This is a genomic window from Streptomyces sp. NPDC051940 (genome assembly GCF_040680895.1).
Classification (GTDB): Bacteria; Actinomycetota; Actinomycetes; order Streptomycetales; family Streptomycetaceae; genus Streptomyces.
Genome location: NZ_JBFAXR010000091.1, coordinates 1 through 25,189 on the forward strand (window position 1 = coordinate 1; position 25,189 = coordinate 25,189).

The 25,189-nt window shown below is 73.6% G+C and carries 20 protein-coding genes and 3 pseudogenes; 13 read left to right on the forward strand and 10 right to left on the reverse strand.

From position 1 onward, the window contains the following. Window positions 1–168: 168 nt before the first annotated feature. The 3 genes from AB0M28_RS28345 (at window position 169) to AB0M28_RS28355 (ending at window position 4,146) form a co-directional block, all read left to right on the forward strand. On the forward strand, window positions 169–1,479 hold the full coding sequence (locus AB0M28_RS28345; RefSeq protein WP_365410928.1) for a sensor domain-containing protein: 1,311 nt from the start codon (window positions 169–171) through the stop codon (window positions 1,477–1,479). After that, window positions 1,431–2,093 carry a response regulator transcription factor gene (locus AB0M28_RS28350; protein ID WP_365410931.1) on the forward strand — a complete coding sequence of 221 codons (663 nt, stop codon included), beginning with the start codon at window positions 1,431–1,433 and terminating at the stop codon, window positions 2,091–2,093. Before AB0M28_RS28345 ends, AB0M28_RS28350 begins: the two co-directional genes overlap by 49 nt. 91 nt (window positions 2,094–2,184) lie before the next feature. Then, window positions 2,185–4,146 (forward strand): hypothetical protein, encoded by a 1,962-nt coding sequence (locus AB0M28_RS28355; protein WP_365410934.1) that lies wholly within the window; start codon window positions 2,185–2,187, stop codon window positions 4,144–4,146. A 38-nt stretch (window positions 4,147–4,184) separates the two neighbouring features. Here the strand turns inward: AB0M28_RS28355 and AB0M28_RS28360 are convergent, their stop codons facing one another. Together AB0M28_RS28360 and AB0M28_RS28365 are read right to left on the reverse strand one after the other, a co-directional pair. Then, window positions 4,185–5,471, reverse strand: a complete 1,287-nt coding sequence (locus AB0M28_RS28360) for an MFS transporter (RefSeq protein ID WP_365410937.1) — start codon at window positions 5,469–5,471, stop codon at window positions 4,185–4,187. Further along, entirely contained in the window at window positions 5,468–6,007 is a 540-nt protein-coding gene (locus tag AB0M28_RS28365) for a winged helix-turn-helix domain-containing protein (RefSeq protein ID WP_365410940.1), read from the reverse strand. Before AB0M28_RS28365 ends, AB0M28_RS28360 begins: the two co-directional genes overlap by 4 nt. Before the next feature lie 279 nt (window positions 6,008–6,286). Here AB0M28_RS28365 and AB0M28_RS28370 point away from each other — a divergent pair, with 279 nt between their 5' ends. Continuing rightward, window positions 6,287–6,871: a GNAT family N-acetyltransferase gene (locus AB0M28_RS28370; RefSeq protein WP_365410943.1), complete on the forward strand. Its 585-nt coding sequence runs from the start codon at window positions 6,287–6,289 to the stop codon at window positions 6,869–6,871. Between the two features lie 56 nt (window positions 6,872–6,927). On the opposite strand, the pseudogene AB0M28_RS28375 reads toward AB0M28_RS28370, so the two are convergent. Then, window positions 6,928–7,020 (reverse strand): annotated as a pseudogene (locus AB0M28_RS28375) (ZIP family zinc transporter); the annotation flags it as partial. A 197-nt stretch (window positions 7,021–7,217) separates the two neighbouring features. Between AB0M28_RS28375 and AB0M28_RS28380 the strand changes: the two are divergent. Next, window positions 7,218–8,231, forward strand: a complete 1,014-nt coding sequence (locus tag AB0M28_RS28380) for a LacI family DNA-binding transcriptional regulator (RefSeq protein ID WP_365410946.1) — start codon at window positions 7,218–7,220, stop codon at window positions 8,229–8,231. A 259-nt stretch (window positions 8,232–8,490) separates the two neighbouring features. Beyond that, window positions 8,491–9,270 carry a phosphatase PAP2 family protein gene (locus AB0M28_RS28385; protein ID WP_365410949.1) on the forward strand — a complete coding sequence of 260 codons (780 nt, stop codon included), beginning with the start codon at window positions 8,491–8,493 and terminating at the stop codon, window positions 9,268–9,270. Window positions 9,271–9,284: 14 nt separating this feature from the next. Here AB0M28_RS28385 and AB0M28_RS28390 read toward each other — a convergent pair whose 3' ends face one another. Continuing rightward, a complete protein-coding gene (locus tag AB0M28_RS28390; RefSeq protein WP_365410952.1) occupies window positions 9,285–9,914 on the reverse strand; it encodes a hypothetical protein in 630 nt (209 codons plus the stop codon). 111 nt (window positions 9,915–10,025) lie between these two features. Then, window positions 10,026–13,031, reverse strand: a complete 3,006-nt coding sequence (locus tag AB0M28_RS28395) for a bifunctional [glutamine synthetase] adenylyltransferase/[glutamine synthetase]-adenylyl-L-tyrosine phosphorylase (RefSeq protein WP_365410955.1) — start codon at window positions 13,029–13,031, stop codon at window positions 10,026–10,028. Window positions 13,032–13,457: 426 nt separating this feature from the next. Between AB0M28_RS28395 and AB0M28_RS28400 the strand changes: the two genes are divergently transcribed. Next, the gene (locus AB0M28_RS28400) at window positions 13,458–14,132 is read left to right on the forward strand and encodes a hypothetical protein (protein WP_365410958.1); all 675 of its coding nucleotides are present in this window, start codon (window positions 13,458–13,460) and stop codon (window positions 14,130–14,132) included. Between the two features lie 129 nt (window positions 14,133–14,261). Here the strand turns inward: AB0M28_RS28400 and AB0M28_RS28405 are convergent, their stop codons facing one another. The 5 genes and pseudogenes from AB0M28_RS28405 to AB0M28_RS28425 form a co-directional block, all read right to left on the reverse strand. Continuing rightward, window positions 14,262–14,660, reverse strand: a complete 399-nt coding sequence (locus AB0M28_RS28405) for a hypothetical protein (RefSeq protein WP_365410961.1) — start codon at window positions 14,658–14,660, stop codon at window positions 14,262–14,264. A 194-nt stretch (window positions 14,661–14,854) separates the two neighbouring features. Beyond that, entirely contained in the window at window positions 14,855–16,216 is a 1,362-nt protein-coding gene (locus AB0M28_RS28410; protein WP_365410964.1) for a glutamine synthetase family protein, read from the reverse strand. 186 nt (window positions 16,217–16,402) lie between these two features. Beyond that, a complete protein-coding gene (locus AB0M28_RS28415; RefSeq protein WP_365410967.1) occupies window positions 16,403–16,816 on the reverse strand; it encodes an HIT family protein in 414 nt (137 codons plus the stop codon). Next, window positions 16,782–17,003 (reverse strand): annotated as a pseudogene (locus AB0M28_RS28420) (PT domain-containing protein); the annotation flags it as partial. The gene AB0M28_RS28415 and the pseudogene AB0M28_RS28420, both read right to left, overlap by 35 nt. Further along, window positions 16,939–17,133: pseudogene (locus AB0M28_RS28425) on the reverse strand (PT domain-containing protein); the annotation flags it as partial. The pseudogenes AB0M28_RS28420 and AB0M28_RS28425, both read right to left, overlap by 65 nt. Window positions 17,134–17,294: 161 nt before the next feature. Here AB0M28_RS28425 and AB0M28_RS28430 point away from each other — a divergent pair. The 6 genes from AB0M28_RS28430 (at window position 17,295) to AB0M28_RS28455 (ending at window position 25,161) form a co-directional block, all read left to right on the forward strand. Then, entirely contained in the window at window positions 17,295–20,387 is a 3,093-nt protein-coding gene (locus tag AB0M28_RS28430; protein WP_365410970.1) for an alpha-N-acetylglucosaminidase, read from the forward strand. A gap of 268 nt (window positions 20,388–20,655) precedes the next feature. Next, entirely contained in the window at window positions 20,656–21,051 is a 396-nt protein-coding gene (locus AB0M28_RS28435; RefSeq protein WP_365410973.1) for a hypothetical protein, read from the forward strand. After that, window positions 21,048–21,833, forward strand: coding sequence for a transcriptional regulator (locus AB0M28_RS28440; RefSeq protein WP_365410976.1), 786 nt, complete (start codon window positions 21,048–21,050; stop codon window positions 21,831–21,833). Before AB0M28_RS28435 ends, AB0M28_RS28440 begins: the two co-directional genes overlap by 4 nt. Next, complete coding sequence (locus AB0M28_RS28445) at window positions 21,830–22,447, forward strand: roadblock/LC7 domain-containing protein (protein WP_365410978.1); 618 nt, start codon at window positions 21,830–21,832, stop codon at window positions 22,445–22,447. The genes AB0M28_RS28440 and AB0M28_RS28445 overlap by 4 nt, the downstream gene beginning before the upstream one ends. Before the next feature lie 99 nt (window positions 22,448–22,546). Beyond that, complete coding sequence (locus AB0M28_RS28450; protein ID WP_365410981.1) at window positions 22,547–22,921, forward strand: hypothetical protein; 375 nt, start codon at window positions 22,547–22,549, stop codon at window positions 22,919–22,921. A gap of 308 nt (window positions 22,922–23,229) precedes the next feature. Beyond that, complete coding sequence (locus AB0M28_RS28455) at window positions 23,230–25,161, forward strand: hypothetical protein (RefSeq protein WP_365410984.1); 1,932 nt, start codon at window positions 23,230–23,232, stop codon at window positions 25,159–25,161. Window positions 25,162–25,189: the final 28 nt, after the last annotated feature.

Genomic DNA, 25,189 nt, shown 5'->3' on the forward strand with positions numbered 1-25,189 from the left:
CCTCGTTGGCATCACCGGATGGCAGGAAGAGCGCGTCCACGTCGTCGATTGGCCGGCAATCGAGGCTGAACTCGGCACGGCGTTGCTCGGTGGTTCCGGCGGGCAGACTGGCGTACGGCAGGCGCCGCCGGGAGGGCCGGGGGCCACGGCGGTAGAGGAGCTGCGGGAATGTCCATCCGGGGCTGGCTGGTGTCCGGGCTGCGGGGGCTGGCACTGGCCGTGATCGGGTTCGCCGGGTCCGTGGTGCTGTTCGTCCTCACCGTGGTCTCGCTCGTCCTGATCGTGGCCGGGGTCGGCGCGATCACCACCCCCTGGGTGCTGACCGCGCTGCGCGGCTGGGCGAACCGGCGGCGGGAGCTCGCCGCCGCGTGGTGCGGGGTGCGGATCCCGGCCGCGTACCGGCCCTTTCCGGACGACATGCGGCGCGGGGTGATCGGGCATCTGGAGAAGCTGAGCCTGATGCTGAAGGACCCGGCGACGTGGCGGGACGTCCGCTGGCTGCCCGTCGACATGACGGCGGGCCTGGTCACCGCGGTACTGCCGGCGCTGCTCGTGTTCTATCCGGTGGAGGGCTACGTCATCGCGGCCGGCCTGTGGCGCGTCTTCGTCCACGACGGCGAGGTCGGCTACTGGTACGGCTTCGTCCCGGTCAGCGGCCAGCTCTCCGCGCTCTTCGCGGCCCTCCTCGGCACGGCGCTCGCACTCGTCGGCATGCGGGTCAACCCGGCGCTCCTGAAGGCTCACTTCCGCCTCGTCCGCGCCGTCCTCGCCCCGCGCCGGGTGGAACTCAGCGCCCGCGTCGAACGGCTGGCCGCCACCCGTACCGACGCGGTCGACGTCTCCGCGGCGGAGCTGCGCCGTATCGAACGCGATCTGCACGACGGCGCGCAGGCGCGGCTCGTCGCGCTCGGGATGAGCCTCGGGACCATCGAGGCGCTGCTGGAGAAGGACCCCGAGGAGGCCCGGGCACTGCTCGCCAGGGCGCGCAGCGACTCCGCGGAGGCGCTGACCGAACTGCGCGACCTGGTACGGGGCATCCATCCGCCGGTACTCGCGGAACGCGGCCTCGGCGACGCGGTCCGCGCCCTCGCGCTGCGGCTGCCGCTGCCGGTCGAGGTCTCGGTGGACCTGCCGGGGCGGGCGGCGGCGCCCGTCGAGTCGGCGGCGTACTTCGGTGTCAGCGAGATCCTGACCAACGCCGTCAAGCACGCGGACGCGTCGCGGATCTGGCTCGACGTGTCGTACGCCGGCGGCGTGCTGCGCACCGTCGTCACCGACGACGGGCGCGGCGGCGCGGACCCGTCGGGGCCCGCCCTGCCCGGGGAGGGCTCGGGGCTGCGCGGGGTCGCGCGCCGACTCGGTACATTCGACGGCGTCATGGCCGTCGACAGCCCCGCCGGCGGTCCCACGAAGGTGACGATGGAGATCCCGTGCGTGTTGTCCTCGCCGAAGACCTCTTCCTCCTCCGGGACGGACTAGTCCGGCTGCTGGAGGCGTACGACTTCGAGATCGCCGCGGCCGTCGACAACGGACCCGAACTGGCCCGCGCCCTCGACACCCTGGCGCCCGACGTGGCCGTCGTGGACGTCCGCCTCCCGCCGTCCTTCACGGACGAGGGCCTCCAGTGCGCCCTGGCCGCCCGCGCGGCCCGCCCCGGCTTCCCGGTCCTCGTCCTCTCCCAGCACGTCGAACAGCTCTACGCCCGCGAGCTCCTGGCGGACGGCTCCGGCGGCGTCGGCTACCTGCTGAAGGACCGGGTCTTCGACGCGGACCAGTTCATCGACGCGGTCCGCCGCGTGGCCTCCGGCGGTACGGCGATGGACCCGCAGGTCATCTCGCAGCTCGTGGCCCGCCGTACGGCCCAGGACCAGCCGATCACACGGCTCACGCCGCGGGAGCGCGAGGTGCTGTCGCTGATGGCCGAGGGCCGGTCGAACGCGGCGATCGCGGCCCAGCTGGTGGTCACGGAACGGGCGGTGGCCAAGCACACGTCGAACATCTTCGGGAAACTGGACCTCCCCCCGTCGGACGACGACAACCGCCGCGTCCTGGCCGTCCTGGCCTACCTCGACGGGGGCGGAACGCAGGGCTGACGCCCGCGGCCGGGACGAGGGGCACACCCAGCCCGTGACCGCACTCGCGGACGCGGGGTGACCATCCGACGATTCACTCGTTCTACGTACCGTGGAAACGCAGCCGCCTCCCACCCACCCGAACCCCGCCGCGCCGTCCGTCGACCTGGAACAGGCCGAGGCCGCCCTGGTCACGCACTACCCGCGGCTCACCCGCCTCGCGTACCTCGCGCTGCCCGCGTCCCTGGGACGCGCCCGGCGCGTGCTGAGCGCCCACGCCGTGGTGCAGCGCGCCCTGCCGCGCGGCAGGACCAGCGGCGACGGTCCGGGGGAACGGATCCCCGCGCAGCGCCGCGCGGCGGGAGAGCAGGCCCCCGACCCGGCCTACGCGTACGTCAGGCTCCGGGTACTCGCGGCCGTCCTGGAACAGGACGGCCCCCGTGGACGGTTCGGGCTGCCGAAGCGCGCCCAGCTCCCCCCGCCCCTCCCGAGGGTCTGGGGACTGCGGCTCTTCCCCCGCTCCGGCGGCTCGGACGAACTCGCCCTGGACCAGTCCCTGTCCGCCCTGTCGGCGGCCGCCCGCGCCGCGTTCGTACTGCGCGGCCTGGAGGGACTGGACGACAGGGACATCCGCCGCCTCCTGACGGCCGCGGGCGCGCCGGACGCCCGCGCCGCGGTCGCCGAGGCGGACGGCACGGAGCCGCCTGCCGACCTCGAGCAGCTGCTGCTCTCCCCGGAGTTCGACCCGTGCGTGCTGCAGGCCCGCCCCACCGACCTGATGCGCCGCCGCCAGCACACCCGCGCGGCGCTCGCGGCGGCCGCCGCGCTGGCGGCCTGCGGCGCGCTGCTGGGGCTGCCGGGCGACGTCCTCGGCGGACCGGACGACGCGGCGGCCCCGCCGTACGCACGCAACGAGTTCGCGCAGGCGGCCCTGGAGCCGGAGCGCCTCGCGCAGGCCGGCCGGGACGACTGGCGCGTCACGGCACGCCCCGACTTCGCCGCGTGGCCGGCGCGGGGCGGCCGGGTGAAGGACGACACGCTGCTGTCGCGGGCGCTGCGGGTGTGGGCGCGGCCCAGCACCCGGGTAGCGCTGTCGGCGACGCCCGGTACCGCGTCCGGTCCGCCGGCCGGTCCGCCGCAGCTGCTGTACGCGGGGGACCTCGGCGGGGTGACGGTCGTCGTCTTCCACGACGGGCTGCGGATCGTGCGGTACGCCGAGCCGAAGGGCGATCCGGCGTCCGGGGTGGCGCTGGACTTCGCCCGTACGGACGGGGCGGACGCGTCCTCCGCGACGGCGCTGGTGCTGCAGCGGTCGGGTGACAGGGTCCGCTATCTGACGGCCCCCTGGGTCGCCGGGGTCGCCGTGCGCGACCTGCTGCGCCCGGGCGCCGCCGCGAAGCCCGTGTCCCGGGCCCCGGACGGGGTGACGGCGCTGGTCGAGTCGCCGGCGACGGCGAAGGAGTGCGGGGCGTGGTCCGCGCTGGAGCTGCGGATGCGGCCGGCGGCCGGGGCGGGTCCCCGACTGGTCACGGACCTGGGCGAGCTGACCCCGGCCGGGCTGACGTACGGCGCGCCCGCGTCGGCGGTCGCCCCCGCCGGCGCGCCGGCCCGTACGGCGTGGTCCCGTACGGCCTGCGGCCTCGGCCAGCTCCGCGCGGCGGGCGTCCGCGAGGTGAACGCCTGGACGTTCGCCGACCAGGACCTGCCGGACGAGGCCGGGACGGCGGCGTGGATCTGCACCCGGGCGGAGACCTGGCGCGGCTCGGGCACGCGGGTGCTGGCGCAGTTCCAGCCGCCGGGCGAGGGGCAGGCCGTCGTCACGTCGACGGCGGCGGACACCACCGCCTGCGGGGTACGCGAGCCTTCGGCGCTCGCGGGGGTGCTCTGGCAGTCGTCGGCGGGCCGGTGGTACGTACTGGCCGCCGGTAGCCGCGACGTCGCCTCGATCACGGCCAGGGGCGGCGTCAGCTCCACGGCCCCCGGCAGATACCTCGCCGTACGGGCCGCGCAGGGGGCACGGGCGGAGCTCAGCGCGACGCTCCAGGACGGCTCGACGTTCGAGGCGGTCCGCTGAGAGGTGCCGGATCCGGATGCCGCCGCCCTGCGGAGCCCCTAAACGGCGGGCTCCTGCACGGGATCCCGGGAGTCCGGGTGATCCGGGTCGTCGGCCGGGGCAGCGGCACGCAGCGCCGCCTCGACCCGGCGGTTGCCGGTCATGGTCGCGGTGACCGCGGTCATGGTGAGGAGGAGGCCGGCGGCGGCGTAGAGCGGGGTGCGTACGTCGTAGGCGGTGGCCAGCCAGCCGCCGAGGAAGGCGCCGAACGGGGCGGCGCACATGGCCAGCATGCGGGAGGTGGAGGCGACCCGGCCCATCAGCTGGGCGGGGACGATCGCCTGCCGCAGGGAGGGGCCGAGCACCATCGTGGCGCCCATGCCCGCTCCGCAGACGGCGAGCGCGAGGCCGGCGACGTACGGGTTCGGGGCGGCGGCGAGGCCCAGGATGGCGAGTCCCTCGACCGCGGCCGTGCAGGTCAGCGCGGTGCCGGTGCCGAGTCGCCGGCCGAGGAAGGAGGCGACGCCCGCGCCGAGCAGACCGCCGGTGGCCTCCGCCGTGAGGAGCAGGCCGAAGCCGTAGGTGTCGATGCCGAGTCGATCGTGGGCGAAGAGCGCGAGGACGGTCTCCACGGCGAGGAAGGCGATGTTCCCGACCGCCGGACGCAGCGCGAGCCCGAGCAGCAGCTGGTCCCGGAAGACGTACGAGGCGCCGGCCCGCGCCTGCCGCAGCAGCGACTCACGGGCCTGCGGTACGGGCCGGGGTGCGGCGGGCAGCGACCGTACGAGCAGCGCGGAGAGCGCGAACGAGACCGCGTCGGCGAGCAGCGGAACCGCCCGCCCGAGCGCCAGCAGGGCACTGCCCGCGGGCGGCCCGGCGAAACCGGACGCGGCGGTCTGGGTGCCGCGCAGGCGGGAGTTGGCGCGCTCCAGGAGCGCGGGGTCGCGGCCGAGCAGATCCGGCAGATAGGCCGTGGCGGCCGTGTCGAAGAAGAGTCCGCCGAGGCCCAGGAGGAAGGCGACGGCCGCGAGCAGCGGAATGCTCAGCACGTCCAGCGCGGCCGCTGCCGCGGGTATCGCGAGCAGCACCGCACGCGCCGCGTCGGTGACCCACATCGTGCGGCGGCGGTCCCAGCGGTCCACGAGGGCTCCGCCGAGCACGCCGAAGAGCAGCCACGGCAGCGTTCCGGCGGCCGTGACGACGGCGAGCGCCATCGGATCCCGGGTCAGCGTCAACGCGAGCAGCGGCAGCGCGGCATGGGTGACCCCGTCACCGAGCGAGGAGACCGTCTGCGCGGTCCACAGCCGGCCGAACCCGGTCGGCAGGTTCCGTACGTCTGAGGTCACTTGGCGTCCCCTTCGGCGTGCCCGCGCGATGCGGGGTGGAACAGTGCGAAGACGAGTGAGGTGTCCGGCAGCGACGGATCGGAGAGCGCCCGGTACTCCTCCGCCAGGGCCTGCAGCCGCGCCCCCAGCTCCGCGAACTGCGCGTCGGTGAGCCGCAGATGGGTCATCCCCACATGCCGCTCGCCCTCGGCGGGCGCGGCCTCCAGGTCCGCCAGCGCGTGCCGCATCAGCACGTCCGGGGCCCCCTCCCCCGGATCGGGCAGCACGATCGCCCGCGCGGCCATGGCGTAGTACCGCTCGGTGACGCCCCGGACCTTCCGCGTCCGCACCACCTTCACGAGGCCGGCCCGCTCCAGCAGCCGTACGTGATAGCTGGAACTCCCCTTCGCAAGCCCCACACGCTGGGCGATCTGCGTGATCGTCGCGGGCTCGAAGCGAAGCACGGCCATGATCCGGTGCCGCGTGAGACTGGAAACGGCGCGAAGTTGCTCGTCGGTGGTGACGTGGAACGCCTCGGGAAGATCGTCATCAGACACGCCCGCAATGGTCAACGATCCTTGACCATTGCGCAAGGGGTTTCACGCGAACTTCCGCCGGGCGGGCCGGGGATGGCGCGGTCCGCCGCGCGCGGTGCGGTTCGGCGCGAAGCGTCCGGCCACGTCGGCGCCTCCGGCGCGATTCGGCGCTCCGCGCCTCAGTCCTCGGACGCCGGACGGGCTGTCAGGGCGCCTTCGCCGGCGGAGCCGTCCGCCGGGCGGGCGCATGGAGCCGTACCCGCCCAGGGCGCCGACAGGCGCCGTGCAAGGATCGGGCCCATGATCACGCTCCGCCCCGCCACCGATACCGACCTTCCCCTTCTCGTCCGGCTTCGGGATGACGCCGCCCGGTGGATGATCCGGCAGGGCATCCAGCAGTGGCGGCCCGGGGATTTCGGGGAGGAGCACTTTCGGCGGGTGAGGGAGTACGGGGAGGTGTGGGTCGCGGAGGCCGGGGCCGCGGACGCCGGGGGTGTCGGGGCCGCGGTCGCGGAGGACAGGCCACGCCCCGTTATCGGAGCGTTCGAGTTGTGGTGGGAGGACGAGGACGCGTGGGGGGTGCAGCCTCCCGTCGCCGGGTATGTGCACCGGCTGATGGTGGACCGCGAGGTCGCCACCCCCGGCGCCGGGCGGCTGCTGCTGGGCGCCGCGGAGCGCCGGGTTGCCGAGACCGGGCGGGAGCTGGTCCGCCTGGACTGCCTGGCGACGAACGAGCGCCTCAACGCGTACTACGAGAACGCCGGATACCGGGCCGTCGGCCACAAGTCGGGCAAGCCGCAGGCCGGCGGCCCTCCGAGGTCGTTCACCCTGCGGGAGAAGTCCCTGACCGCCAAGTCCCCGACGGACGAGTCCGTACACGAGTGAGGTGCCCCCTCACCCGTGCGACATCCCGCGGCGCCGCCGAACGCGCCGCGCACGGTGGGGAGGAGGCCGCCCTGTTCATGGGCCTCCTCGATGAGTTCGAAGGACATCGCCGAGATCAGCACGCCGGAGCCGAAGGCCATGATGAGCGCGAAGGCGCCACATGCGCCCCCTTCCCCGTCGACGTGCGGCCGACCAGGCTGAGCCACCCCGTACCGGACCCCGGTGGAAAGCAACCCGTCCGAGCGCCACCAGCACGTATCCTGCGAGGCAGACCGCGTGAGGGGGAAGGAACTGTATGACTCAGCAGCCGTCCTCCAGGGCGAGGCAACCGGTAGGGTCACCTCCCGTGACCGCGCGGCTCGCCGATATCGCAGCCCAGGCGGGGGTCAGCGAAGCCACCGTCAGCCGGGTGCTCAACGGCAAGCCGGGGGTCGCCGCGACCACCCGCCAGTCCGTGCTGGCCGCCCTCGACGTGCTCGGGTACGAGCGCCCCGTACGGCTGCGGCAGCGCAGCGCGGGGCTGATCGGCCTGATAATCCCCGAGCTGGACAACCCGATCTTCCCCGCGTTCGCGCAGGTCATCGGGCAGGCGCTGACCCGTCAGGGGTTCACGCCGGTGCTGGCGACGCAGTCGCCGGGCGGCTCGACGGAGGACGAGCTGACGGAGATGCTCGTGGACCGGGGCGTGGACGGCATCGTCTTCGTCTCCGGTCTGCACGCCGACACCTCGGCGGACATGGGCCGTTACGACCGGCTGCGCGCCCAGGGCGTCCCGTTCGTACTGATCAACGGCTTCTCCCCGAAGGTCCGCGCGCCGTTCATCTCGCCGGACGACCGCGACGCGATGCGGCTCGCGGTCACGCATCTGACGTCGCTCGGCCACCGGCGGATCGGGCTGGCGCTGGGCCCGCGGCGGTTCGTACCGGTGCAGCGGAAGGTGGAGGGGTTCACGGCCGCGCTGGCGGAGCTGCGCGGGGTGCGGGACGCGGAGGCCGGGGAGTTCATCGAGCACTCCCTGTACACCCTGGAGGGCGGCCAGGCCGCCGCCTCCGCGCTGCTGGACCGCGACTGCACGGCGATCGTCTGCGCCAGCGACATGATGGCGCTCGGCGCCATACGGGCCGCCCGCCAGCGCGGCCTGTCGGTGCCGGGGCAGGTCTCGGTGGTCGGCTACGACGACTCCCCGCTGATCGCCTTCACCGATCCCCCGCTGACCACGATCCGCCAGCCGGTGACGTCGATGGGGCAGGCGGCGGTACGGGCGCTGCTGGAGGAGATCGCGGGGACGCCGGCCCCGCACAGCGAGTTCGTCTTCCACCCGGAGCTCGTCGTACGGGGGTCCACGGCTTCCGCGCCGTAGGGACCTGCGGCGACGCCGCCGTAGGGACCTGCGGCGACGCCGCGTAAAGGGGCGTATACACCGAACGGACGAGGCCGGTACATCCCACCCAAGGGGGACGCCCGGGGGGAAACCAGGACCGGGGGATGATCGGCGTATCGGTGCATCTCTGGCAGACTGTCTCCCCATGGGCGCGTCGTATTCCCGGGATCTGGCACCACGGTCAGGAGAGATCGCGAGGACACTTCAGGACCGGCGGGCCTCCGCCGCCCAGGAGGAAGTGCGCGAGCAGGCCCGGGCTAGACGGACCCTTCTCCAGCGGCTGCGCTCGCCGCGTCCGCCGCAGCTCTGGTTCGAGATCATGCTGGTGGCGGTCTGCTACTGGACGTACTCCCTGATCCGCAACTCCGTCCCGGAGCAGGAGGCCGCGGCGCTGCGGCACGCCGACTGGATCTGGTCCTTCCAGCAGCGGCTGGGGCTGGCCTTCGAGGACTCGGTGAACCACGCGGTCAACGGGGTCGGCTGGCTGGTCGTCCCGATGAACTACTACTACGCGACGCTGCACTTCATCGTGACCCTCAGCGTGCTGGTGTGGCTCTACCGCCGGCACCCCGGCCGCTACTCGGCGACGCGCTTCACCCTCTTCGCCACCACGGGCGTCGCCCTGGTCGGCTACTACTTCTACCCGCTCGCGCCGCCGCGGCTGATGCCGGACGTCCACTTCATCGACACGGTGCGGGTGCACGAGACGTGGGGCTCGATGGCCTCGGGCAATCTGGCGAACGTCTCCAACCAGTACGCGGCGATGCCGTCGATGCACGCGGGCTGGTCGCTGTGGTGCGGCATCGTGATCGTGATCCTGGCGCGGCGCACCTGGGTGAAGGTGCTGGGCGCGCTGTACCCGCTGGCGACGCTGTTCGTCATCATGGGCACCGCCAACCACTTCTGGATGGACGCGGCGGGCGGCGCCGTCTGCCTCGCCTTCGGCTTCACCGTCTCGTACTTCTGGTACGGCACGAGCGCCTTCCGGATGCCGCAGCAGGTCGCGGCCCTGCCGTAGACCCGTCGGCGGGGTCAGGACGGCGGCCGCCGGCGGCGCAGGAGGATCACGCCCACCGTGCCGACCAGGAGTGCCGCGGCGGCGCTGATCGCCATGAACGCGCGGTTCCCCTTCCAGAAGGCGCGGTTCACCGGGGCCGAGGTGGTGCTGCAGGTCAGGAGCTGGCCGCGGTCCGCGGCGCGGACGCAGACCGTGGTGGACAGGCGGGGGTTGCCGCCCGGTTTCCCGTCGGTCGCGGCGGATTCGACGGTCCGGTCGGTGGAGAGGTCCCGTTCCGCGATCCGGCCGAGGCGGCCCTTCATCGTCAGCGTGCGGGTGCCGTGCGGCGGGAGGGGGAGCCGCCAGACGACCTCGCGGTCGTGGACGCGGGCCGCCGGGTACGAGGCGACGTGCCGCAGCGGGGAGGGCAGCAGCTGGGTGACGACCGTGCGGGGCAGGGGCTCGCCGGTCCGGTTGCGGACGGTGATCGTGTACGTCGTGTCCGCGCCGGACGACAACTCCCGGTCCGGGTTGCGGACCTGTACGGCCACGGGCGGGCTGCCGTCGTCCCCGGCGCCGGAGGCGGGCGGTGCGGCGGTACCGCCGACCGTGCCGCACGCAAGCAGCGTGACCAGCACGGAAGCCGTCCTCCGGGGCACATACATGATCCCGGTCTACCAGCCCCGGGACGAGGGGCGAAACTGGACAGACCGGTCGGGTGAGCGGATGCCCCGGTCGGGCTACGGGCGCACGTGGCGGGCGCGGCGCGCCCCCGCTCACCCGTCGTAGAACACCCGCTCCACCACGGCCCGGGCGCGCCGGGTCGTGCGCCGGTACTCCTCCAGCAGCTCGCCCGCGTGCCCCGGGTCGTACCCCAGATAGCGGGCGACCGCCGACAGCTCCCGCCCCTCGGCGGGGAACGTGTCGCCGGGCCGGCCGCGCACCAGCATCACCGCGTTGCGCACCCGGCCGGCGAGCAGCCACGCCTCGTCCAGCACGTGCGCGTCCTCCTCCGTCAGCAGCCCGGCCTCGCGCGCGGCGGTCAGCGCCACGCGGGTGCGGGTGGTGCGCAGGCCCGGCACCTCGGCGGCGTGCCGCAGCTGCAGCAGCTGGACGGTCCACTCGACGTCGGACAGGCCGCCGCGTCCCAGCTTGGCGTGCATGGTCGGGTCCGCGCCGCGCGGCAGCCGCTCGGCCTCCATCCGGGCCTTCAGCCGGCGGATCTCGCGGACGTCCTTGTCGGCGAGGCCGTCGGCCGGGTAGCGCAGGGGGGCGACGAGCCGGACGAACCGCTCCCCCAGCTCCGCGTCGCCCGCCATCGGCTCCGCCCGCAGCAGCGCGTGCCGCTCCCAGACCACCGCCCAGCGGCGGTAGTACGCCTCGTAGGAGGCGAGGGTGCGCACCAGGGGGCCGCTCTTGCCCTCGGGGCGCAGATCGGCGTCGATGAGGAGCGGCGGGTCGGTCGTCGGGAGCTGGAGCAGCCGCCGCAGCTCGTTGGCCACGGCGAAGGCGGCCTGCGCGGCCTCCTGTTCGTCGGCGCCCTCGCGCGGCTCGTGGACGAACAGCACGTCCGCGTCGGAGCCGTAGCCCAGCTCGTGCCCGCCGAAGCGGCCCATGCCGATGACCGCGAACCGCGTCGGCAGCGTCTCGCCCCACCGCGACTGCACGGCGGCGCGCAGCGTGCCGGCGATGGTGGCGGCGTTGATGTCGGTGACGGCCTGCCCGGTGCGGTCGATGCCCCGGGCCGCGCTCTCGCCGCCGTACGCGCCGATCAGGTCGGCGGCGGCGGTACGGAACAGCTCCCGGCGCCGTACGCCGCGCGCCGCGGCGACGGCGGCCTCCGCGTCGGTGCCGTGGCGGCCGACGGCGGCGAGGATCTCCTGCTCCAGATGGGCCCGGCCGCGCGGCTGCAGGCCCTGCTCGTCGCCGAGGAGGGCGACCGCCTCGGGGGCGCGCAGCAGCAGGTCGGGGGCGAGCCGGCCGGCGGAGAGCACGCGGGCGAGGTTCTCGGCGGCGGCGCCCTCGTCCCGCAGCAGCCGCAGGTACCAGGGGGTCTTGCCCAGCGCGTCGGACACCTTGCGGAAGTTGAGCAGCCCGGCGTCCGGGTCGGCGGAGTCGCCGAACCAGCCCAGCAGCACCGGCAGCAGGGTGCGCTGGATCGCCGCCTTGCGGCTCATCCCGGAGGTCAGCGCCTCCAGATGGCGCAGCGCCGCGGCGGGATCGGCGTAACCGAGCGCGACCAGCCGCTCCCGCGCGGCCTCGGGCGACAGATGCGCCTCGCCGGGGGTGAGCTGGGCGACCGCGTCGAGGAGCGGGCGGTAGAAGAGCTTCTCGTGCAGCCGCCGCACCTCGACGGAGTGCCGCCGCCAGGCCTTGCGCAGCTCGGCGACGGAGTCGCCGCCGAAGCCGAGGGAGCGGCCGAGGCGGCGCAGCTCGGGCTCGCTGTCCGGCAGGAGGTGGGTGCGGCGCAGCCGGTACAGCTGGATGCGGTGCTCCATGGAGCGCAGGAAGCGGTACGCGGCGTCCATCGCGGCCGCGTCCGCCCGCCCCACGTAGCCGCCGTCGGCGAGCGAGCCGAGGGCGTCGAGGGTGGTGGAGCTGCGCAGGGTGTCGTCGGTGCGGCCGTGGACCAGCTGCAGCAGCTGGACGGAGAACTCCACGTCCCGCAGCCCGCCGGGGCCGAGCTTCAGCTCCCGCTCGACGTGCGCGGCGGGGATGGCCTCGACGACGCGGCGGCGCATCTGCTGTACGTCGGTGACGAAGTTCTCCCGCTCGGCGGCCTGCCACACCAGGGGCGCGACGGCGTCGCAGTAGGCCCGGCCCAGCTCCGCGTCCCCGGCGACGGGGCGGGCCTTGAGCAGGGCCTGGAACTCCCAGGTCTTGGCCCAGCGCTGGTAGTACGCGAGGTGGGAGCTCAGGGTGCGGACGAGGGGGCCGTTGCGGCCCTCGGGGCGGAGGTTGGCGTCGACGGGCCAGATGGTGCCCTCGGCTGTGGTGTCCGAGCAGACGCGCATCATCCGGGCGGCCAGCCGGGTGGCCGCCTGTACGGCCTTGCCCTCGTCGGCCGAGCCGCGGGCCTCGCCGACGAAGATGACGTCCACGTCGGAGACGTAGTTCAGTTCGCGGCCGCCGCACTTGCCCATGCCGATGACGGCGAGGCGGCACGTCTCGGCGTCGGCGGGCTGCTCCTCGGCGGCGATCTCCAGCGCGGCGCGCAGCGTGGCGGTGGCGAGGTCGGCCAGTTCGGCGGCGACCTGGGAGACGTCGGTGGTGCCGCACACGTCGCGGGCGGCGATGCCCAGCAGGGCGCGCCGGTAGGCGGTGCGCAGCGCGTCGGGGCGGGGCCGGCCGGCGCCCTGCTCTCCCCAGATGCCCTCGGCGAGGGCCTGCTCGAACTCCTCGGTGGTGGGATGCAGGTCGGCGGACTCGTAGATGTGCAGGGAGTGCCAGTCGCCCGGGTGGCGTACGAGGTGCTCGGCGAGCCCCTCGGAGGCGCCCAGGACGCCGAGCAGGCGGTCCCGCAGGGGTTTGGAGCCGGTGAGGGTGTCCAGCAGCGTCTGCCGCTCCACGGGCTCCAGCGCCTCGGCGAGCCTGACCAGCCCGCGCAGCGCCTGGTCGGGATCGGCGGTGGCGCCGAGGGCATCGAAGAGGACGGGGTTGCCGTGCAGGGCGGCGAGCGCCTCGCTGCCGAGCAGCCGCTCGGCGGTGGAGGGGTCGGTGAACCCGTGGCGGACGAGACGGCTGAGGGTGCTGTTGCTTCTCCGGCCGTCGGGCATCGCCATGCGAGCGAGGATAGCGCCGCGGGCGCCGGGTGGCTCGAACGGGATGGCGGGTCTTTCCGGTGGTGGCACACCGGCGGGCCGCTCCCCCGGGGGCCGCTCAGGCCCGGTCGGCCGGGGGCCAGACCGCTCGGGTCGCTGACGGGCGTGTCGGGTCCGACGCGCGTCTGGAGCGTTACGTCGCCCGCGTACCGGCCCGCGGACTGGAGCCGGGGGTGCTCAGGGGCTGGGGCTGGGGCTGCGCCTCCGCACTGCCGGATCACGGTGTCGACGCAGGTGACCGGCGTACGGGGGCGGCGCCCGCCGCAATTGCCGGGGCCCTTGCCCGGATGCACACTGGAACTGGCCCTACTTCGCGCCGCGGGCCGGATCACGGCGTCCGTCCTCACCACGTCCGGCCCACCCGTCGCCGCGACCCTGGGAGGCGGCATGGACGAGTCCCGAGCTCTTCAGCGCGCAGGACAGGCGGGCGCCGCTTCGGTCGTGCTGCTCGTCGCCGGGGTGGCGCTGTGCGCGTCGGCCGGCGTCGACGACCCGAGCCTGTCGGACGCCGCCATCGTCGACCGGGTCGACGACGGCGTGCGGCAGACCGCCGCCGGCATCGGGCTGGTGGTGCTCGCCGCGGGGATCGCGCTGCTGCTCTGGTTCACCGTCGGGCTGCGGCGGGTGCTGGACCGGCTGTCCGGCGGCGACCCGCTCGCGCACGCGATCGTGCCGGCGGCGGTCCTGTTCGGCGGGCTGATGATCACGGGGGTGTCGCTCGACGTGTCGAGCGCGGTCGCGGCGCTGTCGGACGAGTTCACCCCCGACCCGGACACCGCCCGCGTACTCGGCATGGCGGGAGCCGTCGTGGCCCTCACCGGCCTGACCGGCGGCGCGGTGCTGGTCGCCGCGACGACCCGGATCGCCCAGCAGGCACGCGCCCTGCCCACGTGGGCCGTCTGGGTGTCCTACGCCGTCGCGGTACTGTGCCTGACGGGCTTCTGGAGCGGAGGCATGGCGTCCGTAGCCTTCGCCCTGTGGCTCATCGGCGCCGCCGTCGCACTGCTACGCACAGCCCGGCGTCCCACCTCGGCGCCGACCGCGACGACGAGCTCGCCGTAGCCGCCCCCGCGCCTACAACACCGCAAGGCTCTTGCGGAGTTCGAACGCGGTGACCTCGCTGCGGCACTCCTCCCGCTCCTGCTGCTGGTGCTGACCTGTGTTGATCTGGCCGGCGGCTGTCGACGCCTGTCAGCGTTGGTCAGCCTCGGACGGCCCGAAGACGGCCCCGGCTGTGTCGTCGGTGATCGAGAACATCATCCACTCGACACCAGGGACGACGAACGTCGCCCCGGTTGTCGCCGCGGCGATGCCCTCGAACTCGCGGCGAGTGTCGGGGTTGTCTATCTGCCACCCTCTCGCGAGTCTCCATGCGGCCTCCAGGGCAGTGAGGAGCGCTTCGCCCGCGCTGTCCTGGTTGAGCGGTGAGGTCAGCAGGACTTCGGCCAGTTCCGGGATCTTCCGATAGCGCTCGTAGCCTTCGATCGCCATGGGAGCACCCAACACCGTCTGCATGCGGCCCACTATGCGTTCGGCCTTGCGCTGGTCGCTCACCCGCATGTAGCAGCGCCAATGGATCGACGTGATCATGGGGAACCTCCGAGGTCGGTGGAGCGATTCTGGACTGGAGCCGCCTTTCGGCGAGTGATCATGGGGCCTCAAGCTGATCCGCGCCCGGACTGGCTTCCTGGCCTGCGTAGGCGTAGCCGGACAGCAGCAGAGGCCCACGGTTGCGTGCCGTGGACCTCTTGCGAGTGTCGAGCGGAATGCTGCCTGACCTGTGTCTACAGCACCGGCAGGCTCTTGCGCAGCTCGAACGCCGTGACCTCCGAGCGGTACTCCTCCCACTCCTGCTTCTTGTTGCGCAGGAAGAAGTCGAAGACGTGCTCGCCCAGCGTCTCCGCGACGATCTCGCTGCGCTCCATCAGGGCGATCGCCTCGCCGAGGTTCTGTGGGAGGGGCTGGATGCCCATCGCGCGGCGTTCCGCGTCGGTGAGGGCCCAGACGTCGTCCTCGGCGCCGGGGGGGAGTTCGTAGCCCTCCTCGACGCCCTTCAGGCCCGCCGCCAGGAGGACCGAGTACGCCAGGTACGGGTTGCAGCCGGAGTCGATGGAGCGGACCTCGACGCGGGTGGAGACCGTCTTGCCGGGCTTGTAGAGCGGGACGCGTACCAGCGCGGAGCGGTTGTTGTGGCCCCAGCAGATGTACGACGGGGCCTCGCCGCCCGCGCCCGCCGTGCGCTGCGAGCCGCCCCAGATGCGCTTGTAGGAGTTGACCCACTGGTTGGTCACCGCGGAGATCTCCGCCGCGTGGTGCAGCAGGCCCGCGATGAAGGACCGGCCGACCTTCGACAGCTGGTACTCCGCGCCCGACTCGTGGAACGCGTTGCGGTCGCCCTCGAAGAGGGAGAGGTGGGTGTGCATGCCCGAGCCGGGGTGCTCGGAGAACGGCTTGGGCATGAAGGTGGCCTGGACGCCCTGTTCCAGGGCGACCTGCTTCATGATCAGGCGGAAGGTCATGATGTTGTCCGCCGTGGACAGCGCGTCCGCGTACCGCAGGTCGATCTCCTGCTGGCCGGGCGCGCCCTCGTGGTGGGAGAACTCCACCGAGATGCCCATCGACTCCAGCATCGTGATCGCCTGGCGCCGGAAGTCCATGCCCACGTTCTGCGGCGTGTGGTCGAAGTACCCGGAGTTGTCCGCCGGTACCGGCGGGCGGCCGTCGACCGGCTTGTCCTTCAGCAGGAAGAACTCGATCTCCGGGTGGGTGTAGAACGTGAAGCCGAGGTCCGAGGTGCGGGCCAGGATGCGCTTGAGGACGTAGCGCGGGTCCGCGAAGGACGGCGAGCCGTCGGGCATCAGGATGTCGCAGAACATCCGGGCCGTCCCGGGCGCCTCCGCCCGCCAGGGCAGGATCTGGAACGTCGACGGGTCCGGCTTGGCGATCATGTCGGACTCGTATACACGTGCGAAGCCCTCGATCGCGGAGCCGTCGAACCCGATGCCCTCCTCGAACGCCTGCTCAAGCTCCGCGGGGGCCACGGCCACGGACTTCAGAAAGCCCAGTACATCCGTGAACCACAGCCGCACGAAGCGGATGTCGCGCTCCTCCAGGGTGCGGAGCACAAACTCCTGCTGCTTCTCCATGGTCCACATCCTTGCAGGTCAGACGGGCTGGTCGCGCCCCGTGCCGGGTGCGCGCGGACTTCAGTATCACGCTACGGAATTAACGGCACGTTTCGGGGGCGGGCATGCGTGCCGAAGAACCGTCCCTGCCATTGTGGGATACGTCTCAGCCGTACGCCCAGGTGGGGGCCCGCACACGCCGTCCCCTCACGCCGACAGCGCCCCCCGGATCCGCTCCGCCGCCTCGGCGGCCTCCCCGTCGCCGGCGTACTTGCGGCGCGGCCAGAAGAACCCGCGCAGCCCGTCGCCCCGGTTGCGCGGCACGACGTGCACGTGCAGATGCGGTACGGACTGGCTGACCCGGTTGTTCATCGCCACGAACGATCCCGCGGCCTCCATCCCCGCCTCCACCGCTCCCGCGATCCGCCGGACGACGGCGAAGAACGGGCCCGTGTCCGCGGCCGGCAGATCGGTCAGGGTCGGGACATGGCGGCGCGGTACGACCAGCACATGGCCGGGGAAGAGCGGCCGGGCGTCGAGGAAGGCCACCGCGGCCTCACCCTCGTACACCCGGTGCGCGGGCACGTCACCGGCCGCGATGGCGCAGAAGAGGCAGTCCACCGGCCCAGTCAACCAGCCGCGGCCACCCCCGCGGGGCCACGACCCGGTTCCGCGGACCGGGCGCTCGCCCGGCCGTCAGCCCAGCCGTCAGCGTGGCCGTAAGCACGTCGGTCGGTCGGTCGGTCGGTCGGTCGGTCGGTCGGTCGGTCGGTCGGTCGGTCGGTCGGTCGGTCGGTCGGTCGGTCGGTCGGTCGGTCGGTCCAAGGAATACCGCGGATCACCGCGGCGGGCAGATGCAGCGGACTCTCCCGCAGTGCGGGCACACAGGTACCAAGCGCCTCATGAAGGCCACCTTCCCTCCCAGTCGGTGTCACCATCCCCTCCCCGGCTGAGAACGGGATGAAGACGGCATGGGGATTACCTCAGGAGCGGCAAAACGGTTCCCCTTCTGACGTACCCGCACCGGTCACTGGTCTCACCAATGGCGTCCGCGCCGGCCCATTGCCCCTTGTTTCTCAGGGCAATTAGCGTGCCGCGAGTGACAGAACCGACAAGACGCACCGTTCTGGGTGCCGCCGGCGCGCTCGGCTCCGCCGCCGTGCTCGGCGCCGGCTCGCCCTCCGCCCACGCCGCTCCCGCACCCGGTCCACAACCCCCCGACCTCGCGCCCGCCGCCGAGGCCGTCGCGCGCCTCCTGCCGCGGCACGCCGCCCAGTTCCGCTTCACGGCCCTTCCCGCCGCGACCGCGGACCGCTTCCGCGTCAGCGGGCGGTCGGGGGACATCGAAGTCGCCGCGAGCGGGCCGGGAGTGGCGCTGACCGCCGTCCACTGGTACCTGAAGTACGTCTGCGACGCGCACATCTCCTGGTCGGGCAGCCATCTCGAGCACCTGCCGGACCGGCTGCCCGCCCCCGCCGCCCCGCTGGAGCGCGCCGCCACCGTGGCGAACCGTTTCGCCCTGAACGACACGCACGACGGCTACACCGGCCCGTACCACGACTGGAACGGCTGGGAGCGGCTGATCGACGTCCTCGCCCTGCACGGCGTCAACCAGGCCCTGGTCACCCCGGGCCAGGAGGCCGTCTACCACCGGCTGCTGCAGGACTTCGGCTACTCCGACGACGAGGCCCGGGCCTGGATCCCGGCGCCGTCGCACCAGCCCTGGTGGCTGCTGCAGAACCTGAGCGGGTTCGGCGGGCCGGTGAGCCACGCGGGGCTCGCCAGGCGGGTCGAGCTGGGGCAGAAGATCGTCAGACGGATGCGGGAGCTCGGCATCTCGCCGGTCATGCCCGGCTACTTCGGCACCGTGCCGGAGGACTTCGCCGCCCGCAACGCCGGCTCGCGCACCGTCCCGCAGGGCACCTGGAACATGCTCCAGCGCCCGCCCTGGCTGGACCCGCGCACCGGGCACTTCGCCGAAGTGGCGGCCTCCTTCTACCGCCACCAGGCCGAACTGTTCGGCCCGGCCACGCACTTCAAGATGGATCTGCTGCACGAGGGCGGCACCCCCGGCGACGTGCCGGTGCCGACCGCCGCGCAGGCCGTCGAGACCGCGCTGCAGACGGCCCGGCCGGGGGCGGTCTGGGTGATCCTGGGCTGGCAGGCCAATCCGCGCCGGGAACTGGTCGACGCGATCGACAAGTCGCGGATGCTGGTGGTCGACGGCCTCTCCGACATCGACACGGTCACCGACCGCGAGAAGGACTGGAACGGCACGCCCTACGCGTTCGGCACGATCCCCAACTTCGGCGGCCGTACGACGATCGGCGCCAAGGCCCACAACTGGACCGCCCGCTTCACCGCCTGGCGCGACAAGCCGGGCAGCGCCCTGGTCGGCACGGCGTACATGCCGGAGGCCACGGACCGCGATCCGGCGGCGTTCGAGCTGTTCAGCGAGCTGGCCTGGCACGAGGACGCCATCGACCGGGACGACTGGTTCGCCGGTTACGCCCGCTTCCGCTACGGCGCCGACCCGGGCGGCCGCGCGGCCGCCGCGGCGCTGAAGGGCACGGCGTACGAGCTGCGCAGCGCCGACGGCCGTCCGTACGACTCGATCTTCACCGGGCGCCCCGGCCTGACCACGGCGGGTACGACGTACGACGGGGCCTTCGACCAGCCGGACTTCGACAAGGCGCTGGTGGGGCTGCTCGGCGTGGCGGAGGGGCTGCGCGACTCCGACGCGTACAAGCACGACCTCGTCGACTTCGCGCGGCAGTCGGTCGCGGACCGCTCCCGGCTGCTCCTCCCCCAGCTCAGACTCGCCTACCAGGACAAGGACCTGGAGACCTTCCGCCGCCTCTCCGGTCTGTGGCTCAGGCTGATGGGGCTGGCCGCGGAGGTCTCTGGCGGGCACCGGTCCTTCCTCACCGGCCGCTGGCTCGAGGAGGCCAAGCGCTTCGCGACCTCGGCCGAGGAGGGGGCGGACTTCGAGTGGACGGCGCGGGTGCTGCTGTCGACGTGGGCGTACCGGGCCACAGCCGACCCGGGCACGGGAGCGCTGGCCGACTACGCCAACCGGGACTGGCAGGGCGTCTACGAGGACCTGTATCTGCCGCGCTGGCAGCGGTTCCTCCAGGAGTACGAGGACGCGCTCGCCCAGGGACGCGAGCCGCAGGCGATCGACTGGTACCTGATCGAGGAGGCGTGGACCCGGCAGACCACGAACTATCCGGTCCGCCCCACCGTCGATCCGCTGCGCGCGGCGCGGCACGCGGCGGAGGTCCTCGCCACCGCCCCGTACCAGGGCAGCCTCACCGTCGTCACCGACCCGCCCGTACTCAACCCGGGCGCGACCGGTGAGCTGCGGGCGGTCTTCCGCAACGAGACGGGCTTCGCGCCCACCGGCCGCGTCGACCTCACGCTCACCGGCCTCACCCCCGGCGGGACGCGCACGGCCGACGCCGTCGCGCCCGCCGGGCGGGCGGCGGTGAGTTGGCCCGTCCAGGCGCCGGACGTGCCGCTGGAGCGGCCGCTGCAGCACCAGCCGTACGAGCTGCGCGTCGCGTACGGACCCGCCGGACAGGACCGGGTGGCGCTCACCCGGACCGGTAACTACTTCCTGGCCGGCCCGCTCGGCGAGGGCTGGCGGACGGCGAGCAACAACGCCGCCGTCTTCGGGCAGCTCGGCGACCGCTTCGCGATCGAGGGCGCCGGCAAGGACCTGTGGAAGGGCAACTGCGAGTACGGGGCGGTCTACCGCGAGGGGGAGTTGCGCGACGGCACGGCGGTGACCGTCCGCGTCGACCACCAGGACGCCACGGCGAACTGGGCGCGCTGCGGGATCATCGTCCGCAACAGCCTCGCCGACTTCGCCTCGCTCGGCTTCCTCAACCTGTCGGTGACGCCGGCTAACGGCGTGGTGCTGTCGTACGACACGAACGGCGACGGCACGGTCGACACGTACAAGCGGATCACCGGCATCACCACGCCGGTGACGCTGCGGCTGACGCGTGTCGGGTCCTCGTTCCGCGGTGAGTGCTCGACGGACGACGGGGTGACGTGGCGGACCGTGGCCACGGTGCCGGTGACCGGCGTGGCCGCGGTGCAGGACGTGGGCCTGGTGATGTCGGCGGTCACGGGCGGCAGCGGCGTGCGCGGGCTGACCGAGTTCAGCGGGTGGCGGCTGGGCTGATCCGTGCCACTGCCACCGGGGTGCCATGCGTGCGATGCGTGGCACCCCTGTGCGCTGTGTGGCGGGGGTATGCGCGGGGTGGCTGCGGCATGCGTGCGTCGGCTGGGGCATGCGTATGCATCGTGAATATTCCGGCGGCACTCTCTAGCACAACCGCCAGGGCGAAATCCCCGTTATGGGGAAACCTGACCCGGTCGACTGAACTCTGCGTAACCTCCTGGTCACCCCTGACAGGGAATCAGACAGGGCCTACTGGGGAGGGACGGCCGTGTCCGCGATCGAGGACTGCCTGCACGAGGCGTTGGCGCTGCCCGGCGCCCGCTCTGCGGCGCTGGTCGAATGGGCCACCGGGTTCGTACTCGCGTCCGTCGGCGCGTCCGCGCACGGCGGCGCCGAGGAGACGGCCATCGAGACGGCGGAGCTCGCGCGGATCGCCATCGAGCAGGTCGCGCTGGAGCCGGAGGGGTTACCCGGGGAGGGCGGCGGCAGCGGCATCGAGGACGTCATCGTCACCACGCCCGCCTCGTACCACGTGCTGCGCTTCGTCGACATGGCCTTCGACAGCGGGGTCTTCGTCCATCTGCGGCTCGACCGGGCCACGGGCAATCTGGCCCTCGCCCGGCTCCGGCTGCGCAGCGTCGCGGAACGGCTGGTGGGCGTATGACCTTCGCCGGACCCGAACTGCTGTTACAGCTCGCCGACCAGCGGGCCAACGGGGCCGTGCTCTGCGACGCGGGCACGCTCTTCCTGCGCCACGGCGCCGTCGTGCACGCCGAGAGCCCCGCCGCCACCGGACTCGACGTGCTGCTGACGGAGGGCGGGCTGCTGTCGTACGACGAGTGGGAGCGGGCCGTCACCGAGGCCGGCGCGCGCCACCGGGTGGCGCGGCGGCTCGTCGAGACGGGGCGGGTGCCCGGGTCCGCGCTGGAGATGTTCCACCTCAGCGCCATGTACGACGCCGCGTACTTCGCCCTCGGCGGCGCCAGCGTTCCGCGCCGCTTCCGCCGGGGCGTCGCCCACTGGCTGGGCCCCGTCAGCCCGGTGAGCGCCGAGTCCCTGCTGCGCGAGTCCCGCCGGCGGGCCGACCTGCTCGACGCGCTGTGGCCCGACGCCCGGCTGGACCACGCCCCCGTCCAGCGGCGCGAGGCGGTCCGCCCGCCGCGGATCCCGCCCCGGCAGCGCCGCGTGCTCGACGCCGCCGACGGCTCGCGCACCGCGACGGGGATCGCCCGGCTGCTCGGCCGGCCCGCGTTCCACACCCTGGTCGACATCCGGCGGCTCGCCGCCGCGGGCCTGGTCACCGCACCGCAGCTGATGCGCCGGCCGGGGCCGGGCGGCGCGCGTCCCGCGCCGGCCGGCGGGCCGGTCGCGGGGATCACGTCCGCGGAGCACCTCGACGTCGGCCTGCTCCGCCGGATCCGCGACGCCCTGGAGGCGAAACTATGAGCCACGAGGAGCGCCCGCCCGCTCCGGTCCTGGACCCCGCCCGCCCCCCGCTCACGACGCGCAAGCCGCGTGCCGCGGCGAGGCGTTCGGGCGGTGGGAACACCACGGGGGCCACCCCGACCTCCGGGGCCTCCCCCGTCCCCGGGGCGCCCCCCGTCCCGGGAGCCTCCCCCGCCCCCGGGGCGGGGCCCGTCCCCGGTCCCTCCGACGGCTCACTGATCACGGCCGCCGTCCCCGAGGTGACCGAGGAGCTGCGCCGGCTGCGGGCCCGCGTGCCCAAGCTGCGCGGCGCGCTCGTCGCCACCGTCGACGGCCTGGTGCTCGCGCACGACGGGCTCGCCGAGGAGGCGGAGGGCCTCGCGGCCCTCACCGCGGCCGCCCTCGGGGTGGCGCAGCGGCTGGTCGACACCACCGACCAGGGGGCACTGCGGGAGCTGATGGTGCGCGGCGAACAGGGCTGCGTGGCCACCTGGGCCGCGGGGCGCGCCGCGGTGCTCGCCGTCGTGGCGGAGCAGGACGCCGTGGTCGGCCTGCTGCATCTGGAAGCCCGCCGGACCGGCGCCGGAATCGGCGACCTCGTGGACGGCGCCCTCGACCGAGCGGAGACCACCTGAACCATGCCCACCGACCCGCGGCCACCGGCACGCCGCAGCACCGGAGCGACCTCCGGCACCCGCCGGACCACCACCAGAAGAGAAGGAAGTGCAAGACGTATGGTCAACACGGAGACGGCCCTCAAGGAGGCAATGGCCTCGGTCGAGGGCGCGATCGGCGCCGCGCTCGTCGACTACACGAGCGGGATGGCGCTGGGCACCCTCGGCGGGTCGAAGGACCTCGACCTCAACATCGCCGCCGCCGGCAACACGGACGTGGTGCGGGCGAAGGTGCGCACCATGGAGCAGCTCGGGATGCGGGACACCATCGAGGACATCCTGATCACGCTGGGCAAGCAGTACCACCTGCTCCGGCTGCTCAAGGGCCGCGACAACAAGGGGCTGTTCCTCTACATGGCGCTCGACAAGCAGCGGGCCAACCTGGCGATGGCCCGCCACCAGCTGGCGCGGATCGAGGCCCAGCTGGAGGTCTGACGGACCAGCCGGAGGTCTGACACTTCGTCAGACCCCGGTCGGCACCCGCTGGGCACCCTCGGCGGAGCGCCCCTGCCACATCCATTGACAGGCGTACCGAACCCCCGGGATAAACGGGGCAGTCACTGCCCCGTACGTCCCTGCCACCCCCGCGACGACGCGGGTTCCTGGAGGTCATGGTGCGTAGCCGCTCCGCTCAGGTGTCTGCCGGAAAGAGCCCCGGGGGCCGCGCCCCCAGACCTCCCGGGGGGAGGGGAACACGGGCCCGGTTCCTGGCCGGCGCCACGGCGGCGCTTCTGGCGTCCGGCGTGCTGGGCCCCGTCGCGGTGGCGGACGCCGCCGGCGTCCCCGTACGGGGAGGGTGCGATCCGATCGCGCCCTCGGAGTGCCTGCTGCCGTTCCCCAGCGACTGGTACACCGTGCCCGACCCGGGCACGGACACGGGCCGCCGGGTCGCCTTCGACCCGGCGGCCATGCCGCGCAACGCCCTCGGCAAGGGCATCGACCCCACGGACTGGAACCGCAACGACGGCTTCTCCCCCGGCTCGATGCTGCTGGCCCAGATCCCCGGGCTGGACCTGGCCAGGACGGGCGCCGCCCCGCTCACCGACATCGGCCGCTCGCTGCACCGCGACGCGCCGATCGTCCTGCTCGACGCCGACACCGGGCAGCGCTGGCCGTACTGGGCGGAGCTGGACGCCAACGCCACCGACCCGGCCCGGCAGGCGCTGGTCATCCGCCCGGCGAGGAACTTCCTGGAGGGCCACCGGTACGTCGTGGCGCTGCGCGGCCTGAAGGACGCGGCCGGCCACGCGATCCCCGCCGGTGACGCCTTCCGCACGGTGGCGGGACGTCCGCTGCCCGCCGGTGATCCGCTGTACGAGCGGCAGCAGGCGATGCGCCGGGTGCAGCTGGACCTGCTGAAGGCCGGTGTCCCGCCGGTCGGGCTCAACCTCGCCTGGGACTTCACGATCGCCAGCGAGCGCGGTCTGTCGGAGCGGATGCTGAAGATCCGCGACGACTCGTTCGCCGCGCTCGACGGCAAGTCGCCGCAGTTCGCCGTCACCGAGGTGACCGAGAACCCGGCGACGGACCCGATCGCGCGCCGGGTGCGCGGCACGTTCCAGGTGCCGAGCTATCTCAACGCCCCCGGCGGCCCGCCCGGTTCGCGCTTCAACTACGGCCCGGACGGGCTGCCCGCACAGCTGCCCGGCAACACGCAGACCGCCCTGTTCCAGTGCGAGGTCCCGCGCAGTTCGCTGGCCGCTCCGGCGAAGGCGCTGCTGTACGGGCACGGGCTGCTGGGCCGGGAGACCGAGGTCGGTTCCGGCTCGCAGCGGGCGCTGGCCGCCGAGCACAACGTGATCCTGTGCGCCACCCGCTGGCAGGGCATGGCCCAGGAGGACCTGCCGTACGTGGCGGGGACCATCGGCGACCTCGGCGGCTTCGGGGCGATCGCGGACCGCACCCAGCAGGGCGTGCTGAACTTCCTGTGGCTCGGGAAGCTGATGATGCACGCGGACGGCCTGTCCGCCAGCCCCGCCTTCCAGGGCCCGTCCGGCGCCTCCGTCATCGACACGGCGGCCGAGCTGGGCTACAACGGCAACAGCCAGGGCGGGATCCTGGGCGGCATGCTGACGGCCGTGTCGACGGACGTCACCAAGGCGGTCCTCGGCGTACCGGCGATGAACTACTCGACCCTGCTCAACCGCAGCGTCGACTACGCGCCCTTCCAGGCGATCATGGACCAGGCCTATCCGGACAAGCTGACGCAGCAGATCGGCTTCGCCCTGATGCAGATGCTCTGGGACCGCGGCGAGGCGAACGGCTACGCCCAGCACATGACCCGCGACCCGCTGCCCGGCACCCCGGCCCACCAGGTGCTGCTGGACGTGGCGTTCGGCGACCACCAGGTCTCGCCGACGGCGGCCGAGGTGGAGGCGCGCACGATCGGCGCCCGGATCCACACGCCGGCGGTCGCGCCCGGGCGCAACCCGGACGTCGTGCGGTACTGGGGCATCCCACCGCTGCACGAGCCGCAGCGGGGTTCGGCCATCGTGATCTGGGACAGCGGCAGCCCGTACCAGCCGCTCACCAACACGCCGCCGACCGAGGGCCACGATCCGCACAGCGATCTGCGGAACTCACCGATCGCGCGGCAGCAGGCGTACACCTTCCTCACCACCGGCGTACTCACGGACGTGTGCGGCGACGCGCCCTGCACGATGCCGGCCGGCTGACGCGGGACCGGCGCGTTTCCACGGCGCT